This is a genomic window from Massilia sp. YIM B02763 (genome assembly GCF_030412015.1).
In the GTDB taxonomy this organism is placed as follows: Bacteria; Pseudomonadota; Gammaproteobacteria; order Burkholderiales; family Burkholderiaceae_D; genus Telluria.
In genome coordinates, this window is record NZ_JASNRD010000012.1 from 137193 (window position 1) to 152378 (window position 15186).

At 66.8% G+C, this 15186-nt stretch carries 17 protein-coding genes; 7 read left to right on the forward strand and 10 right to left on the reverse strand.

The window, feature by feature from the left end:
* Positions 1 to 6 precede the first annotated feature (6 nt).
* On the forward strand, positions 7 to 672 hold the full coding sequence (locus QPK32_RS16350) for an EF-hand domain-containing protein (protein ID WP_290413852.1): 666 nt from the start codon (positions 7 to 9) through the stop codon (positions 670 to 672).
* Positions 673 to 787: 115 nt separating this feature from the next.
* Here QPK32_RS16350 and QPK32_RS16355 read toward each other — a convergent pair whose 3' ends face one another.
* A complete protein-coding gene (locus QPK32_RS16355) occupies positions 788 to 1405 on the reverse strand; it encodes an LON peptidase substrate-binding domain-containing protein (protein WP_290413853.1) in 618 nt (205 codons plus the stop codon).
* Between the two features lie 63 nt (positions 1406 to 1468).
* Entirely contained in the window at positions 1469 to 1930 is a 462-nt protein-coding gene (locus tag QPK32_RS16360) for a hypothetical protein (RefSeq protein ID WP_290413854.1), read from the reverse strand.
* Between the two features lie 245 nt (positions 1931 to 2175).
* Here QPK32_RS16360 and QPK32_RS16365 point away from each other — a divergent pair, with 245 nt between their 5' ends.
* Together QPK32_RS16365 and QPK32_RS16370 are read left to right on the forward strand one after the other, a co-directional pair.
* Positions 2176 to 4464 carry a CHASE domain-containing protein gene (locus QPK32_RS16365; RefSeq protein ID WP_290413855.1) on the forward strand — a complete coding sequence of 763 codons (2289 nt, stop codon included), beginning with the start codon at positions 2176 to 2178 and terminating at the stop codon, positions 4462 to 4464.
* A gap of 85 nt (positions 4465 to 4549) precedes the next feature.
* Complete coding sequence (locus tag QPK32_RS16370) at positions 4550 to 5854, forward strand: cytochrome P450 (RefSeq protein ID WP_290413856.1); 1305 nt, start codon at positions 4550 to 4552, stop codon at positions 5852 to 5854.
* An 88-nt stretch (positions 5855 to 5942) separates the two neighbouring features.
* Here the strand turns inward: QPK32_RS16370 and QPK32_RS16375 are convergent, their stop codons facing one another.
* The 3 genes from QPK32_RS16375 to QPK32_RS16385 form a co-directional block, all read right to left on the reverse strand.
* Positions 5943 to 6389, reverse strand: a complete 447-nt coding sequence (locus QPK32_RS16375; protein ID WP_290413857.1) for a glycine zipper 2TM domain-containing protein — start codon at positions 6387 to 6389, stop codon at positions 5943 to 5945.
* Between the two features lie 118 nt (positions 6390 to 6507).
* Complete coding sequence (locus QPK32_RS16380) at positions 6508 to 6894, reverse strand: hypothetical protein (protein ID WP_290413858.1); 387 nt, start codon at positions 6892 to 6894, stop codon at positions 6508 to 6510.
* An 11-nt stretch (positions 6895 to 6905) separates the two neighbouring features.
* The gene (locus QPK32_RS16385) at positions 6906 to 7217 is read right to left on the reverse strand and encodes a hypothetical protein (RefSeq protein WP_290413859.1); all 312 of its coding nucleotides are present in this window, start codon (positions 7215 to 7217) and stop codon (positions 6906 to 6908) included.
* A gap of 304 nt (positions 7218 to 7521) precedes the next feature.
* Between QPK32_RS16385 and QPK32_RS16390 the strand changes: the two genes are divergently transcribed.
* Positions 7522 to 8067 (forward strand): DUF2325 domain-containing protein, encoded by a 546-nt coding sequence (locus QPK32_RS16390; protein ID WP_290413860.1) that lies wholly within the window; start codon positions 7522 to 7524, stop codon positions 8065 to 8067.
* Here the strand turns inward: QPK32_RS16390 and QPK32_RS16395 are convergent, their stop codons facing one another.
* Complete coding sequence (locus tag QPK32_RS16395) at positions 8068 to 8469, reverse strand: hypothetical protein (RefSeq protein ID WP_290413861.1); 402 nt, start codon at positions 8467 to 8469, stop codon at positions 8068 to 8070.
* Between the two features lie 95 nt (positions 8470 to 8564).
* On the opposite strand from QPK32_RS16395, the gene QPK32_RS16400 reads away from it, so the two are divergent.
* Positions 8565 to 9146: a DJ-1/PfpI family protein gene (locus QPK32_RS16400; protein ID WP_290413862.1), complete on the forward strand. Its 582-nt coding sequence runs from the start codon at positions 8565 to 8567 to the stop codon at positions 9144 to 9146.
* A 24-nt stretch (positions 9147 to 9170) separates the two neighbouring features.
* Here the strand turns inward: QPK32_RS16400 and QPK32_RS16405 are convergent, their stop codons facing one another.
* Together QPK32_RS16405 and QPK32_RS16410 are read right to left on the reverse strand one after the other, a co-directional pair.
* Positions 9171 to 11165, reverse strand: a complete 1995-nt coding sequence (locus tag QPK32_RS16405; protein ID WP_290413863.1) for a S9 family peptidase — start codon at positions 11163 to 11165, stop codon at positions 9171 to 9173.
* Between the two features lie 97 nt (positions 11166 to 11262).
* The gene (locus QPK32_RS16410) at positions 11263 to 11733 is read right to left on the reverse strand and encodes a hypothetical protein (protein WP_290413864.1); all 471 of its coding nucleotides are present in this window, start codon (positions 11731 to 11733) and stop codon (positions 11263 to 11265) included.
* Positions 11734 to 11938: 205 nt separating this feature from the next.
* Between QPK32_RS16410 and QPK32_RS16415 the strand changes: the two genes are divergently transcribed.
* Positions 11939 to 12661, forward strand: a complete 723-nt coding sequence (locus QPK32_RS16415) for a LexA family transcriptional regulator (RefSeq protein WP_290413865.1) — start codon at positions 11939 to 11941, stop codon at positions 12659 to 12661.
* Positions 12662 to 12740: 79 nt separating this feature from the next.
* Positions 12741 to 13406 (forward strand): endonuclease III, encoded by a 666-nt coding sequence (gene nth / locus QPK32_RS16420; RefSeq protein ID WP_290413866.1) that lies wholly within the window; start codon positions 12741 to 12743, stop codon positions 13404 to 13406.
* A 111-nt stretch (positions 13407 to 13517) separates the two neighbouring features.
* Here nth and QPK32_RS16425 read toward each other — a convergent pair whose 3' ends face one another.
* Together QPK32_RS16425 and QPK32_RS16430 are read right to left on the reverse strand one after the other, a co-directional pair.
* Positions 13518 to 14864 carry a type II toxin-antitoxin system HipA family toxin gene (locus tag QPK32_RS16425; RefSeq protein ID WP_290413867.1) on the reverse strand — a complete coding sequence of 449 codons (1347 nt, stop codon included), beginning with the start codon at positions 14862 to 14864 and terminating at the stop codon, positions 13518 to 13520.
* A 2-nt stretch (positions 14865 to 14866) separates the two neighbouring features.
* Complete coding sequence (locus QPK32_RS16430) at positions 14867 to 15130, reverse strand: helix-turn-helix domain-containing protein (protein WP_290413888.1); 264 nt, start codon at positions 15128 to 15130, stop codon at positions 14867 to 14869.
* Between the last annotated feature and the right edge of the window lie 56 nt (positions 15131 to 15186).

Genomic DNA, 15186 nt, shown 5'->3' on the forward strand with positions numbered 1-15186 from the left:
CGCGAGATGGTTGCCAGCATCAGCAGCACCAATAGCAGCAGCGTGTCGAACTGGGCCGATTCGGTCTTCTCCAAGCTCGACACGAAAAAGCAGGGATACATCGAGAAATCGGACCTGGAAAGCGCGCTGAGCGCCGCCGGCAACAGCAGCGGCGGCCAGTCGGTCGACATCGACAGCACCTTCGGCGCGCTGGACGGCGACGACGACGGCAAGGTCACCAAGAGCGAGCTGACGGAGGCGATGACCAAGCTGTCCGACCAGCTGAACGCGCAGTTCGACGCGTCGCGCGCAGGCGGCGGCACGCGGCCGCCGAGCGGCCCGCCGCCGGGCGGCGGCGCGCAGGGCGCCGGCGGCGCCGGCTCGGCCGGCGAGACCGACGCAACGAGCAGCAGCACCTACGTCGCGGCGGCCGATACCGACGGCGACGGCACCGTCAGCGAAGAGGAACAGGCGGCCTACGACAAGAAGGTGGCCAGCGGCGAAGCGGGCACGGGCAGCAGCGGCACGAACGGCGCACATGGCACGACCAGCAAGCCGGACGGCCCGCCGCAGCGCGACCCGATCCGCGAGCTGGCGCATGCGATGAATCTGTTGAAGGCGTATGCGGAGAACGGCACGTCGGCGGCGTCGACGGGGTCCACGGCAGCGTCGAGCGTCAGCGTGGAAGCGTAACCGTCGCCACCGTCGCCCCTGCGAAGGCAGTGGCCCAAGTTTTCCGGCATCGCGGCTGCGCCAATACATTGGGTCCCTGCCTTCGCAGGGACGACGGTCTAACTACGTCATCTCTTCAAGAAGTAATCAACCCATGCTCGTCGAGCACGTCGTGCAGCAGCTCCAGCCGGATCATCGGGTTATCCAGCATCAGCATCTGCTGCTTCTGCACGTTCGGCAGCGGCAGCAGTTCGCACCAGCGGTTCGATACCCAGCCGCAATCGTCCAGGCGGAACGGCGGCTGCACCGGCCAGCGGCTTTCCGGCACGTCGTGCAGCGAGGCCAGCACGCGGTCGAGCGCATCGGCCGCGCCCTTCAGGTCGGACGGGATGCGCACCGCGTGGTCGTCTTCCAGCATGCTCGCCTCGGCCATCCACAAGCCGTCGGCGCGGCGTTCGCTGTCCATGACGCGGAAGCGCGAGCCGCCGCGGCAAACGACCTGCAGCAGGCCCGGCGCCGACGCCGTCGTGTCCGTGACGGTGGCCAGCGTGCCGGTGCCGGCGAATTGTTCGACGCCCTCGGGCGTGCGCACTTCCTGGCCCTGCGTCAGCAGCACCACGCCGAACGGTTCGTCCTCGGCGAGGCAGCGGCCGATCATGTCGAGATAGCGCACCTCGAAGATCTGCAGCGGCAGCACGCCGTCCGGAAACAGCACCGTGCTGAGCGGGAACAGGGGAATGGAAATCGTCGCCATGGACCCATGATGACAGATTCGAAGCGCGCGGCGGTGCACGATTGCGGCGCTTCAGACAAGCGCTCAGTCTTCCGGACCATGTACCGGCAGCTCGCGCACGGCATCCTTCAGGGCGTGCAGGCGCCAGCGCAGGCGCTCCCAGCCAGGGTCCGGATGGGGCAGCACGCGCACGGTCACCGTATTGGCGGGCGCGGCGTCGCAGGCGAAGCCGTAGTCGCCGGCCTCGCCGAACGGCAACCGCACCTCGCGTCCCGGCAACACCAGCACCTGGCCGAACACGTGCGCCGACAGGTCGCGGTTGCGCAGCAGCAGCACGTCGCGCACGCCCAGCGTCAGGCGGATCTCGGCCGGCAGCTGGGGCGGCCGGTCCGGCGCGATGGCCCTGCCCTTCAACACCGTCGCCCCGCGCGGGAAATCGACGGCGCGCTCGCGGCTCGGATAGCGCAGCGGCCACAGCGCGGCCCACAGCAGCAGCGCCAGCAGGACGATGGCCAGCGCCCAGCGTACGCGGCGCAGCAGGCTCACGCTGCCTCCGCGCGGCAGGCGTACAGGCGGGACCCCGGGCGGGTTTCGGTTCGGTCGGACACGGTGGCGGGCAAGTTCAGGGGTGGCGCGGAAGAGTCTGGTATTGTAGCGAACGCGCTTGCTTTTCGTACATGTCGGCTTCCGTGCGCCCATCGGTTGCGCAGGTGCGTATGCTCTGCGCAACGGCGCCCCCTTTTACTTTGACGATACCGGCCCCAAACAACGTGCCGGTCGCGAACCAGCCCATGCCCCGTTCCCCCGAACCTTCGTCCCAGTCCCCACGCAACCGCTGGCGCAACTCGGCCTCGCTGCCCTTGCTGCTGGCGGCGCTCGTGTTCCTGGCCGCGCTGGTGGTGACGCGCTGGGTCATCGGCAATGCCGAGCAGAACGCCCGCGAGGAACAGCAGGCCACGTTCAACTACCGGGTGCGCGACCTGTCGGCCGCCATCCGGCAGCGCATGGCCATCTACGAAGAGGTACTGTACGCCACGCGCGGCTACCTGCGCGGCTCGCTCGACCTGAGCCGCGCCGACTTCGCCGAGTACTACGGATCGCTGCGCCTGAACCAGCGCTTCCCCGGCATGGAGGCGCTCGGCATCGCCACCATCGTGCCGCCCGCCGCCCTCGATGCGCACGTCGCCCGGGTGCGCGCCGAAGGCTATCCGGAGTACACGCTCAAGCCGGGTGGGCGGCGCGACGTCGTCACCTCGATCACCCACATCCAGCCGTTCGAGAGCCGCAACCTGCGCGCCTTCGGCTACGACATGTTCAGCGAGCCGGTGCGGCGCGCGGCGATGGAAGCCGCGCGCGACAGCGGCTTCGCCGCCGCCACCGGCAAGGTCACCCTGGTCCAGGAAAGGCCGGGACAGGCGCAGCAGTCGGGCTTCCTGATGTACGTGCCGGTGTACCGCGCCGGCCAGAAGCACGCCACCATCCTCGAACGCCGCGCCGCCATCGTCGGCTGGGCCTATGCGCCGTTTCGCATGCAGGACCTGATGCGTGGCGTCGGCGGCGAGCACGCGGCCGACCTCGAGGTGGAGATCTTCGACGGCCTGGCGCCCAAGGAGCCCGCCCTGCTGTACCGTTCCCCGGGCGCGCACGTGCCGGGACGCGACGCGCTGTATGCGAGCCAGACCGCGATCGACACCGCCGGCCGGCCGTGGACGCTGCGCGTGCGCTCCGCCCCCGCCTACGAAGAGGCGCTCGACCGGACCGAGGCGCGGCTGATGGCCGCCACCGGCATCGGCCTGGGCCTGATGCTGGCGCTGGTGGTATGGCTGCTGGCCACCGAGCGCCGCCGCGCGCTGCAGCTGGCCGGGCGCATGACGCTCGAGCTGCGCGAATCGCACGACCGCGTCGACGCCGAGCGCCGGCGCATCCGCCTGATCCTGCAGGACGCCTACGACGCTTTCGTCGGCATCGGCCCGGACGGGCGCATCACCGACTGGAACGCCCAAGCCTGCCGCCTGTTCGGCTGGCGCGAGGACGAGGCGCTCGGGCGCGACGCGCTCGAACTGCTGGCCGTGCCGCACGAGCGCGAGGAACGGCGCGCCTGCCTCGCGCACTTCGCGCGCAGCGGCGAATGCGCCATGCTGTCCGGCACCAGCGAGATCGACATGCTGACCATGCACGGCCAGGCGATCCCCGTCGAGATCGCGATCACGCCGCTGCCCACGCCGGACGGCTACGGCATCACCGCCTTCGTGCGCGACATCCGCCCGCGCCGCGAGGCATTCGAGCGCGAGCGCCAGCGCCAGCTGCGCCTGGACGAGGCCCGCTCCGCGCTGCAGCGCTCGCAGAAGCTGGAAGCGGTGGGCAAGCTGACCGGCGGCGTGGCACACGACTTCAACAACATCCTGCACATCATCAGCGCCAACACCCAGCTGATGCTGCGCGGCGAGGAAGACCACCGCAAGCGCCTGCTCGGCATCATGGACGCCGTCGAACGCGGCAAGAAGCTGGCCGCGCAGCTGCTCGCCTTCGCCCGCCGCCAGCCGCTGCACCCGAGCGTCGTCAACCTGGCCCAGCTCATCGAGCGCATGGACAGCCTGCTGCACCGCGCCGCCGGCGACCACGTGCAGATCCGCTTCGACATGCCGCCCGACCTGTGGAACACGCTGGTCGACCCGAACCAGCTCGAGAACGTGCTGCTGAACCTCGTGATCAATGCGCGCGACGCGATGGACGGCCAGGGCCGCGTCGCCATCGCGCTGGCCAACGTGGAGATCGGCCCCGACAGCCCGCAGGCCGAGACCGGCATCCGCCCCGGCGCCTACGTGACCGTCGCCGTGGCCGATACCGGCAGCGGCATGCCGCCCGACGTGATGGAGCGCGCCTTCGAGCCCTTCTTCACCACCAAGCCCGAGGGCAAGGGCACGGGCCTGGGGCTGTCGATGGCGCACGGCTTCGTCAAGCAGAGCGGCGGCCATATCCGCCTGGCCAGCCAGCCGGGCCGCGGCACCGTGGTAACGATCTACCTGCCGCGCGCGCTGCAGGATGCGCCCGATCCCGCGTTCACGCCGGTCCCGCACTGATCCCGGTAGGCGCATGCCCTAGCGTGCGCCGAGTTCCGCGGCCGTTGGGCGATGATGGGCCTCGATTCACCAAGGAGGGCCCGATTTGGCAAGCACCGAACATCTTCCCCGCCATGCCGACGCGCGCACCGCCCTGCCGCGCGCCCGCGGCTTCGACAATACCTTCGCCCTGCTGGCGGAAGGCTACTGCTTCATGCAGCGGCGCCACGAAGCGCTGCAGAGCGACGCCTTCTCCACCCGCCTGATGCTGCGCCGCGCCCTGTGCGTGCGCGGCGAGGATGCGGCGCGCATGTTCTACCAACCCGGCCGCTTCACGCGCCGCGGCGCGCTGCCGCCCACGGTGCTGGCCCTGCTGCAGGACTACGGCAGCGTGGCCGTGCAGGACGGCGACATGCACCACAAGCGCAAGGCGATGCTGATGGGATTGTTCGGACCGCTGGAACGGCAGCGCCTGGTGGCGCTGGCCGAGGCGCAATGGCGTGAACGCTTCGCGCGCTGGCCGCGCCAGTCCCGCGTGGTGGTGTTCGAGGAAGCCCAGCACGTGCTGTGCCGCGCGGCCTGCGAATGGATCGGCCTGCCGCCGCTGGACGATGCCGAGAGCGCCAGGAGGACGCGCGAATTGGCGGCGATGATCGACGCCGCCGGATCGGCCGGCCCGCGCAACTGGCGCGCGCAGCTGATGCGCAATCGCACCGAGCACTGGGCCCGGGCGCTGGTCGACGCCGTGCGCGCCGGCCGCGTACAGCCGCCCGCGCAGAGTCCGCTGTGCGTGATCGCCAGCCACCGCGATGCCGACGGCATGCTGCTGAACCGGCGCCATGCGGCCGTCGAGCTGATCAACCTGCTGCGTCCCACGGTGGCGGTGGCGCGCTTCATCGCCTTTGCCGTGCTGGCGCTGCACGAGCATCCGGAAAGCCGCGCGCGCATCGCCGCCGGCGACGATGGCCATGCCGCGCTGTTCGCCCAGGAGGTCAGGCGCTACTACCCGTTCTTTCCGGCCGTCGCCGGCCGCGCGCTGCACGACTTCGACTGGCGCCAGATGCGCATCGAAAAGGGAACCTGGGTGCTGCTGGACCTGTACGGCACCAACCACGATCCGGCGCTGTGGGGCGATCCGGAGGTGTTCCGCCCCGAGCGCTTCGAGCGCCGCGAGGAAAGCGGCTTCGCATTGATCCCGCAGGGTGGCGGCGACTACTACGCCGGCCACCGCTGCCCGGGCGAATCCTCCACGGCCGACCTGGTGACGTCCGCCCTGAAACTGTTCGCCGGCGCCATCGCCTACGACGTGCCGCCGCAGGACCTGTCGGTCAGCCTGCGCCGGATGCCGACGCTCCCGGCGAGCGGGATGGTGATCGAGCGGGTGCGGGTGCGGCCGGAAGAAGCCGCGTAAACGCATGGTGGGCACGTGGTGCCCACCCTACGAATCGCTTGCCGTAGGGTGGGCACCACGTGCCCACCATTGCCTGCATACCGGCTGCTTAGCGGACCAGGTGCCCGTTCTGCACGCGCACATGGTCTCCATTGCGGTAACGCGACTGGCCCCTTTCGGTGAAGGTGCGGTAACCGCCGCGCGCCATCTTCACGCGCACGTCCGTATAGATTTCCGCCTTCATGTTGCGCTCGATGCGGTTGCCGCCGTAGGCGCCGGCGGCCGCGCCCGCGGCGGTGGCCAGCGTACGCCCATTGCCGCTGCCGACCTGGTGGCCCAGCAGGCCGCCGACGACGGCGCCGCCCACGGCACCGAGGCCACTGCCGCGCTCCGCTTCCTTCTTGTAGGTGTTGGTCGAGACCACGGTGCCGCAGTTCTGGCACTGCACCGAATGGCCTTGCGGCGCGGCCTGGCTGGCGAGCGGGACGGCGCCGGCCATGGCGATGGCGGCAAGCAAGGTGGCGCGGGCGGCGAGACGGGTGGTGATATTGTTCATGACGTTTTCCCCTGATGTCGTTGTGATTGGCATGACTGCAGATTACGGGGCGCGCGCTACCCTGCCAAGAGCGAAAAGGTATCAGATGCAAGCGCTTGTAACATGCCCTGCCTTCCTGTCAGGGGCCGACGGCGCCGGCCGGCGCCGCTTCCGCCCGCGCGTACGACCGGAACACGCGCTGCTGGGCGAACACCAGCGCCACGTAGGCGATGAGTTCGAGCCCCTCCTCCCAGTCCTGCGAATGGTGCGGGTTGGCGTGGATGCCGCAGACGACGTGGCCTTCGGCGCAGGCGGAGAAGTAGGACGCGACGACGGCCAGCACCAGCGGCACGAGCGCGTAGTGGCCATTGCGTACGAGACCGACCAGGTAGCGGCCAAGGCGATGGCGCCAGATGATCGACGCCGACCACGCCAGCAACGCGCAGATGATGGGGGCCACGGCCGGCTTGTACCACATCGGCTGCAGTGGCAGGCCGGCGCGGACGGCATCGGCCTGCGTGATCACGGCGCCCCAGCTCAGCTCGCGCGCAGCGAGGATGAGCCAGACGGGTGCCGTGCTCGCGCCCAGCGCGCCGAGCGGCGTGCCGCGGTACGCGCCCAGACGAGGAAAGCGGCCACGCCGCCGCACAGCAGCGCAACGACCTGGGTATTTTCGATGACGCCGTTTTCCAGGCCCCAGGCTTCGGGCATGGCCATGGCGAGCGGATAGGAAACGAGGATGAATGCCAAAAACAGGGCATCGGCTGCGGAAAAGCGCAGCAATGTACGCGGCGATTCATGAGGAGAAACGCGTGGCGACACGCGTGGCGATTGAGCAAGGCGGGACATATGTTCTTCTTGGTGAGTTGAAAAATACCGCCGGTCACGTACGTTTTGAAATAACTGACCAGACGATCATTTATTTTCTCACTATAGCGAGGTGCTTGCATGTGCACGATTGGACGTAGCAAAAAGCACACGTTTTTTGCATGCCATGTCGTTAAAACCACGAGCGCACAATTTGTAATGAGAATCATTCTCATATAGAATCGCCATGCGCCGCCATCCGGCATGCCCTTGTCTCACCACCGGAGGAACCACCATGCAGGCTACCGCCGACGACTTCGACCGATTGCTCCGAGAACACTGCGCGATGATGCGGGAACATGCCCGCGTCCAGGCCCGCTGCACGGCCCTGCTGCAGGCGCAGGCGCGCCAGATCGCGGCGCTCGATGCGCAGGTCGTGCGACTACGCGCCGCCGTGGTCGCGCGCGACAGCCAATTGGCCTGGGAAAGGGAAGACCGCGCCGCGCTGGAACGCGAGATGCCCGGCCTGGAAAAGCGCTCGGCGCTGGCGCGGCGGGTGCAGGCGCTGCAGGTGCGCATTGAGGACTTGCTGCGCGAGCGGCCGCGCAGGCGCTCATCTTCCCCCACCCCTGCCCCTGCTCCTGCTCCTGCCCCCGTGGACGATGCCGAACGTCTGGAAGAACGCCTGAGCGGCGCCGACCTGGTGATCTGCCAGACCGGATGCCTCAGCCACGGCGACTACTGGCGCGTGCAGGACCACTGCAAGCGCACCGGCACGGCCTGCGTGCTGGTGGAAAGGCCGGACGCGCTGCGCATCGTGCGCATCCATCGCGCACCCGACGACGAGGGTCGCGCGCGCATCGCGACGCTGCCACCCGAATGCGTCGAATGATCAGTCGCCGACGGCGGCGTCCACGATGAGGTCTGGGGCGAGCGCCCGGATGCGTGGCTCGACGTAGTAGCCGCCGGCCTCCACGTAGCGCAGGCAGGCGCGCCCGCACACGCTGCATTGCTGGACCGTGCAGCGGTTGGCGGGAAAATGGCGCAGCGCGATCGGCGCATCGGGCGACCAGTAGTTCGTGCCGTGCGGATGGTATTCGGCATAGGTCGGCTCGGCATACGGGTCGGGCATCAGGGTGCCCGCCGGACGCATCTGCGCCTGGGGAAAGTCGGCGGGGACGCGGGTCCACTCGCGGAAGCTGTCGATCCGGCACGTGCACGGGCGCTCCACCGCGCTGGACGTCCGTGCCAGGGCCATGATGTCGTCGCTGCTGAGGAGGTGGTCGGGTGCCATGCTTGTCCTTGGATATGTCCAGAATGCAAGCTTAGCAAATCCCGCAAGCCGATGTTATCTTTGTCGAGGTCCGATCACCCCTCGAGGAGAACGTCATGGCAGCAAAGAAGATCCTGTTCCTGACCGGCGATTTCGCCGAAGACTACGAAACGATGGTGCCGTTCCAGGCGCTGCAGGTGGTAGGGCACACGGTGCACGCCGTCTGCCCCGGCAAGGACAAGGGCGACAAGGTCAAGACCGCCATCCACGACTTCGAGGGCGACCAGACCTACACGGAAAAACCGGGCCACCTGTTCGCCCTGAACGCCGACTTCGCGGAGAGCCGCGCCGCCGACTACGACGCCCTCATGATCGCCGGCGGCCGCGCCCCCGAATACCTGCGCCTGGATCCGCGCGTGATCGACCTGGTGCGCGAGTTCGTCCGCCTCGACAAGCCCGTCGCGGCGGTCTGCCACGGCGCCCAGCTGCTGGCGGCCGCCGACGTCATCCGCGGCAAGCGCGTCTCCGCCTATCCCGCCTGCGCGCCCGAGGTGCGAATGGCCGGCGGCGAGTATGCCGACATCCCCGTCGACCAGGCCGTCACCGACGGCAAGCTGGTGACGGCGCCGGCGTGGCCGGCACATCCGCAGTGGCTGGCGCAGTTCCTGAAGGTGCTGGGGACGGAGATCGTCCTGTAGACGACGCCGCGACGGCGGCGGTGCTCAACGCGCAAGGTTTTCGTCGAGGAAGGTATCGACCCGCTTCCAGAAATCGAGGCGGGTTTCCTCGTTGCGCCAGCCGTGCCCTTCGTCCGGATAGACGACGTACTCGACCTTGCGGTTCTTGCGACTGACCGCGTTACGGAATGCGGCCGCATGGACGATGGGCACGCGCACGTCCTGGCCGCCGTGGGCCATCAGCAGCGGCTGCGCGATGCGTCCGGCCTGGGCCAGCGGCGACACTTCGGCGAACGCCTCCGGATTGCGCTCCGGGTCGCCGATCAGCGTGCGCATGTCGTAGCGGCGCGCGTCTTCCGACGCATCGCTCTCGACGGCCGAGAACATCAGGCCGATGTCCGTCACGCCCGCCCACTCGACGCCCACGCGGAACAGTTCCGGATTGCGCACCAGGCCCATCAGCGTTGCATAGCCGCCGTAGCTGGCACCCATGATGCCGATGCGCTTGGGATCGGCCCAACCCTTCTTGACGGCCCAGGATGCCGTGTCGGCCAGGTCGTCCTGCATGGTGCGGCCCCATTGCTGCCAGCCGGCGCGGAACAACGGGAAGCCGAAGCCCGTGCTGCCGCGCGACTCCGGCTGCAGCACGACGTAGCCGCGCGACGCCAGGAACTGCGCCTCGGCATTCCACTCCCAGGAACCGCCGCGCACGTACGGCCCGCCGTGCACCAGCACGATGGCCGGCCGCGGCCCGTCCGCCTTCGCGGCCGGCAGCGTCACGTACACGGGAATCTGCAGGCCGTCGCGCGCATCGATGCGGAAGAAGTCGCGCTTGCCCATGCGCTTCGGATCGATGCCGGGATTGCTGCTGCCGAGCCCGACGAGCTTGTTGTCCGCCGGTGTGTACACGAAGTAGGTCGGCGGCATCCGGTCGGAGCGAGCGACGACGACCACGGCTTGCGGATTGCGGCAATCGATGCCGCAATCGATCCGGTTGGCCGAACCCGGCAACAGGGCATTGACCTTGTCCTGGATGCCCTTCATGGTGGTGTCGAGCCACGCCGTCGAGCTGGCGTCCGCCGTGAAATGCACGCCGAGGATCTTGTTGGCGCGATAGTCCAGTTTCAGGTCGCCGTCGAAATCGAAGCCGTCGATGTCGACGAACGGCTCCTTCGCCAGTTCCCGCTTGCCCAGGTCGTAGGCAAACAGCGCGCTGCGTCCCTTGTAGCCGGCGCGCACGTACAGGGTATGGCGGCCGTCGAACGCCAGCGGCTCGAACTGGTCGTCCTTGAAGCAGTCGCGGTTGGCGATGTCGGTCCAGGGCGCATCCGGGCCGCTCCGGTAATACGCGATGCAGCGCCCCTTGTTGTGCACCATGGCCACGCGCGCCTGGTCGGACGCGTCGAACACCCAGTCCAGCACGTTGTCCGGCTGCGGCCCGACCACCATGTCCGTGAGCACCTGGGTGCGCGTATTGAGGCGGAACGGATGCAGCGATTGCGGGCGCCGGTCGATGTTGTTCCAGGTGAAGCGCGCGACGATGATGTCGTCCGAACCGTCGTGCGTCACGTCCAGGAAGACATGGTCCGCCGTCAGCTTGCGGTCCTTGATGTTGCTGCCCAGGCTTTGCTGGCTGTGGCGCCAGCTGCCCGCAATCAGGTGGACCATATTGTTGCCGTCGCGGTCGACCGCGAACTGGTCGTAGTTCCCCTCGAAATCGAGCTTGGGGTTCTTCAGCGTGAACGTCAGGCGCTTGTCGTTGATCCAGGCAAGGCTCGCGAGGCGCGCCGTGTCGAAGCTGGCGGCGGTCGTGACCTTCGTCAGGTCGGCCGTGTCGCGCACGGCCAGCAACTGCGTGCCGTCCTCCGCACGGTTCAGGATGGCGACGAAACGGCCGCTGGGCGAGATCTTGACGAAGCCGACGTCGGGGTTGCGGAAGAATGCCTCCACTGGCGGATTGGCGGCGACGGCTTCGAATACGGCGACGAGGAATGAGGCAGCAACGAAGAGACGCCGGAGCGACGAGCGCGAGAAGATCATGGCTGTTCGGGTATCGAGGTGACAATTTTTACATACTTGCTTTGTATAAATTTTTTGTCAACATACCCACCTCCGTTGTTGCATATTTGCACATGCTTCACACACGGCCCCTGTCCTTCGCATCGGCCTTTTTGCGCCCATGCCGGACTGCGTTGACGATATTCAGCAGGACGACGGTCAAGCCGACCCACTTCTGGAGATGCTCGGGCAGATACGGGGCAAGGCCTGGCAGGTACGTCGCCAGTGCCTGGGCGATGTCGCCGGTGAATGACAACAGCGCCAGCAGCATGGCGTTGCACCACACCCCGACCGAGCACAGTACCACGGCAGGCCGGCGGCCGTATGCCGCCGCCCGTTCCCGGCGCCGCGCGCGCCACTCCTTCATCGGCGCCGAGTGGTACCACTGGAATCCCATCCACAGGATCGACACGACGGCCGCCAGTGGCGGCAACAGGTGGACCAGGCCACCCATCAACGCCGCGCCGGCCGCCACGACGGTCAAGCCATCGATGACGGGTTTGAATGCGTGCGCCAGGAGCACGCGGACATCGTGATCGGCAAATCCCATGATTCCTCCAGTGATAGCGATGAATACACGTCGCGTGTATGCGACGGTGCATGAAAGCGTGGTCCCGTCCAGGTTCTTGTCGTATTTTTGCCAGGAAAACGCACGCCGCTTAGACAATATTAAACATCATGTTTATAATCGGCGTCAACAATTTGTGTAACACACCTTGTGTAGTTCAATGGACAATCGCGACATGCACGTACAAATGAAACGCCTCTACGAGGCCGCCGAAGCATTGGCCGGTCTGAAGACGCAGGCGGAGATCGCCCGCGCCTTGAACCAGTCGCAGCAAACGGTGAACAATTGGGAAGCCCGCGGCATCTCGAAGGCGGGCCTGCTGAAGGCGCAGAGCGCCATCGGCTGCTCCGCCACGTGGCTGGAAACGGGCGAGCCGCCGATGGCGCTGGCGCTGCGCCTGGCCAGCGAAGATGGCGAGACCATCGCGCCGGCCGTCGACAATCCCTTCATCGAAGACGCCCGCGGCATCCGCGTGGGCGACGAGCCGGACACGATTCCGATCCGCCGCGTCACGCTCAAGCTGCACGCCGGCGTGACGGGCTTCGAGACGGAACCGGACCTGGAAGACGGCGGCGTGCTGCACCTGCCGCGCGCTGTCGTCGAGGCCAACAACCTGGTGCCGCACCAGCTACTGGCGATCCGCGTGCGCGGCCAGAGCATGGAGCCGATGATGTTCGAAGACGACGTCGTCGTCGTGAACACGGCGGACAAGAAGCCGATCAGCCGCGAGATCTATGCCGTCAATTTCAATGGCGAAGCGCTGGTGAAGCAGCTCATCAAGCGCGGCAACGACTGGTGCCTGCATTCGATCAATCCGGACTTCGGCCCGGTCAATGTACGCAGCGGCCAGTGCAGCATCGTCGGAAGAGTCGTGTACCAGCCAGGGCGGATGCTGACGGGAAGGCTTTGATGGTTCGTCGTGTGCGGCACTGAACGGAGTGCCGTGACGTGACGGTCTACCCTTCCTGCATCCGATCGCTGGAGGGCCCATGGACAAGCAACCGTTCGACATCGACGTCGCACTCGAACGCATCGAGGAAGCGGTGCGCCCGTGGCCCAAGGCGGCCTTGTTCCAGCTGTTCGAAGAGGGTTACACCTCGACCTTCGAACAGCTCCTCGCCTGCATCATCTCCATTCGTACCTATGACGAAGTGACGCTTCCCGTGTCGCGCAAGCTGTTCGCTCGGGCGCGTACGCCGTCCTCCATCGCCGCGCTGTCCTGGGAGGAGCTGGATGGCTTGATCGGTCCCAGTACCTTCCATGAGCGCAAGGCGCATCAGATGCTGGCGATCGCGCGGCAGGTGGCGGAGTCGTATGGCGAGACGCTGCCCGGGGACCGCGACGTGCTGCTGTCGTTTGCCGGTGTCGGACCGAAATGCGCGAACCTGGTGCTGGGGGTGGCGTGCGGGACGCCCGTCATCAGCGTGGACATCCACGTGCATCGGGTGACGGGACGGTGGGGGTATATCGAGGCGTCGACACCCGAGAAGGCGCTGGTGGCGCTGGAGAACAAGCTGCCGCGGGAGCACTGGATCGACATCAATCGCTTGCTGGTGCCGTTCGGGAAGCACATCTGCACGGGGAGCAAGCCGAAGTGTTCGACGTGTCCTGTGCTGGCGATGTGTGCGCAGGTGGGGGTGACGGAGCACCGGTAGGACATGGCCGAACCGCTGTTCAGGTGAGGTCAGCCGTCATTCGACGTGCACTGGAGGCGATGTACTCGTCTGAATACCTCTGATGATAAGGACAGGGTTTGTTAGACCTTCTTAGCTTGGCGACATTGCTTCCAGCGCGTGCGCCGCGGCCAGCACGCCATCCAGAACCTTGTCCGCGACTGCGGCTGAGAAGCCTTCCGGAAGCTCACTGCGGACCTTCTCCACAACGTCCTTCGTGCGGGCGATGAACTCCTGGAGCAGCGGCTCCGCGTTATCACCGTAGCCGACCTTTTTCGCGGTGCTGTTGAAGTGCCGTCGTTGGATGTCGCGCACCAGGTAGTGCCGGTTCTTGCCGAGGAGGGCCATCGCCATTTTGACGTCGTATTCCGACCACTGGTTCGGGCCTGGGCCCATGACGGGGTAGGCCGACATCACATCATAGATGGGTGTCAGCTTGAAGCGGCCCGTGCCGGCCAGCAGCTGGATACTGAAGTTCTTGGCGTGGCCGTCCGGCGCGCGCATCATCCAGAACAGCAGCTGCGACGCCATCAGCGTTCGCATGTCCTCTTTGGCCTGCTGCGACTGCTGGACCAGGGTGAAAATTTGCTTCAGGCCCGGGCCACCTTCATTCTCGTACTTCATCAGAGGCGACACGCCAGTGGCCTGGCAGAAATCCTCCTGGACGAGCCGGAACAGCTGCTGACCATTGGCCGCGCGCACCCGGTCGAAGCGCTCGACGACGAGGACACGCTGCTTGCCGAAGGTAGCAATCTCCGCGTGCGCCGTCGGCAAGCCGAATTCCTTGAACAGTCGTAGGCAAAGCCACTCGTTGTCGACCGAGGTCGAGAAGTCAGCTTTGCGGCCGCCGACCAGCCCGATTGGAAGCTTGAAAATGTGCGTCGTCGGCGTGGCGCCGCGCGGCTTCATCCATTTGCCATCCCACCACAGGAACGCGTCCTTCTCTTGCGCGCCAGCCAGAGAAATCCGAAAGTCGTCGTCTGGGTCCTGCGGGCCGCCGCGCTGGTCTGGGTTCACCACATCCAGGAGGTGGCGCTCGATGGCTTCGTCATCGACTACAGTGCCGTCCACGTGGTCAAGGCCTTCCGGCTGGACGCCATCGGGCAGCAGCTGCAGGGCGCCAACGCAGTCCCGGCCGATGGCGCCCAGCAGGTCGAACGCGTCAATGGAGCCCGTCTTGAATCGGGCCGCAACCCGTCTGCGAATCGAATCGCTGTCGGGCAGCAGGCCGTCGAAGTAGTGGGAAACCCGGGCTCCCTTCAACGGCTCGTTGTGCAGGTTGAAGGGTAGCGACAGCGAGATGGGGCGGCCGCGCGGAGAGGCGCACCAGCCGGCATCGTACTGCAGCTCCGAGTTTCCGGCGGCGTTGATCGTCCAGCGTCCGACATACTCTCCGTTGGCCCAGAGATTGAGGGTCTGGCTGTGCGAGCGACGTCCCATGACTACCACTCCGCCGCACTGCTGGCCGCCGACGTATCCCTCTCGCCGAGTTTGAGGTCCAGCTCTAGTGCCGCGCACCAGCTGAGCAGCTGCTTGACGCTGATTTCCTCTGGGTGATTCTCAAGGTGTGAGAGGCGGTTCTGGCTGATCCCGACATAGCCTGCCAGCGCAGCTTGCGTGATTTTGTGCCGTTTGCGCGTGGTCTTGAGGAGCTGCCCGAGGTGGGACGCCGTAGAGAGCGTGTGGTAGTTAGGCGCGAAGGACATGGACAAATATCCGTTATTCAGATACATCGATTTTATCTGAATAACAGATAAAGTCA

Coding starts and splice junctions, on each gene's coding strand:
- QPK32_RS16350 (WP_290413852.1), top strand. CDS start 7: ATGGTTGCCAGCATCAGCAGCACCAATAGCAGCAGCGTGTCGAACTGG.
- QPK32_RS16355 (WP_290413853.1), bottom strand. CDS start 1,405: ATGGCGACGATTTCCATTCCCCTGTTCCCGCTCAGCACGGTGCTGTTT.
- QPK32_RS16365 (WP_290413855.1), top strand. CDS start 2,176: ATGCCCCGTTCCCCCGAACCTTCGTCCCAGTCCCCACGCAACCGCTGG.
- QPK32_RS16375 (WP_290413857.1), bottom strand. CDS start 6,389: ATGAACAATATCACCACCCGTCTCGCCGCCCGCGCCACCTTGCTTGCC.
- QPK32_RS16385 (WP_290413859.1), bottom strand. CDS start 7,217: ATGTCCCGCCTTGCTCAATCGCCACGCGTGTCGCCACGCGTTTCTCCT.
- QPK32_RS16390 (WP_290413860.1), top strand. CDS start 7,522: ATGATGCGGGAACATGCCCGCGTCCAGGCCCGCTGCACGGCCCTGCTG.
- QPK32_RS16395 (WP_290413861.1), bottom strand. CDS start 8,469: ATGGCACCCGACCACCTCCTCAGCAGCGACGACATCATGGCCCTGGCA.
- QPK32_RS16400 (WP_290413862.1), top strand. CDS start 8,565: ATGGCAGCAAAGAAGATCCTGTTCCTGACCGGCGATTTCGCCGAAGAC.
- QPK32_RS16405 (WP_290413863.1), bottom strand. CDS start 11,165: ATGATCTTCTCGCGCTCGTCGCTCCGGCGTCTCTTCGTTGCTGCCTCA.
- QPK32_RS16410 (WP_290413864.1), bottom strand. CDS start 11,733: ATGGGATTTGCCGATCACGATGTCCGCGTGCTCCTGGCGCACGCATTC.
- QPK32_RS16415 (WP_290413865.1), top strand. CDS start 11,939: ATGAAACGCCTCTACGAGGCCGCCGAAGCATTGGCCGGTCTGAAGACG.
- nth (WP_290413866.1), top strand. CDS start 12,741: ATGGACAAGCAACCGTTCGACATCGACGTCGCACTCGAACGCATCGAG.
- QPK32_RS16425 (WP_290413867.1), bottom strand. CDS start 14,864: ATGGGACGTCGCTCGCACAGCCAGACCCTCAATCTCTGGGCCAACGGA.
- QPK32_RS16430 (WP_290413888.1), bottom strand. CDS start 15,130: ATGTCCTTCGCGCCTAACTACCACACGCTCTCTACGGCGTCCCACCTC.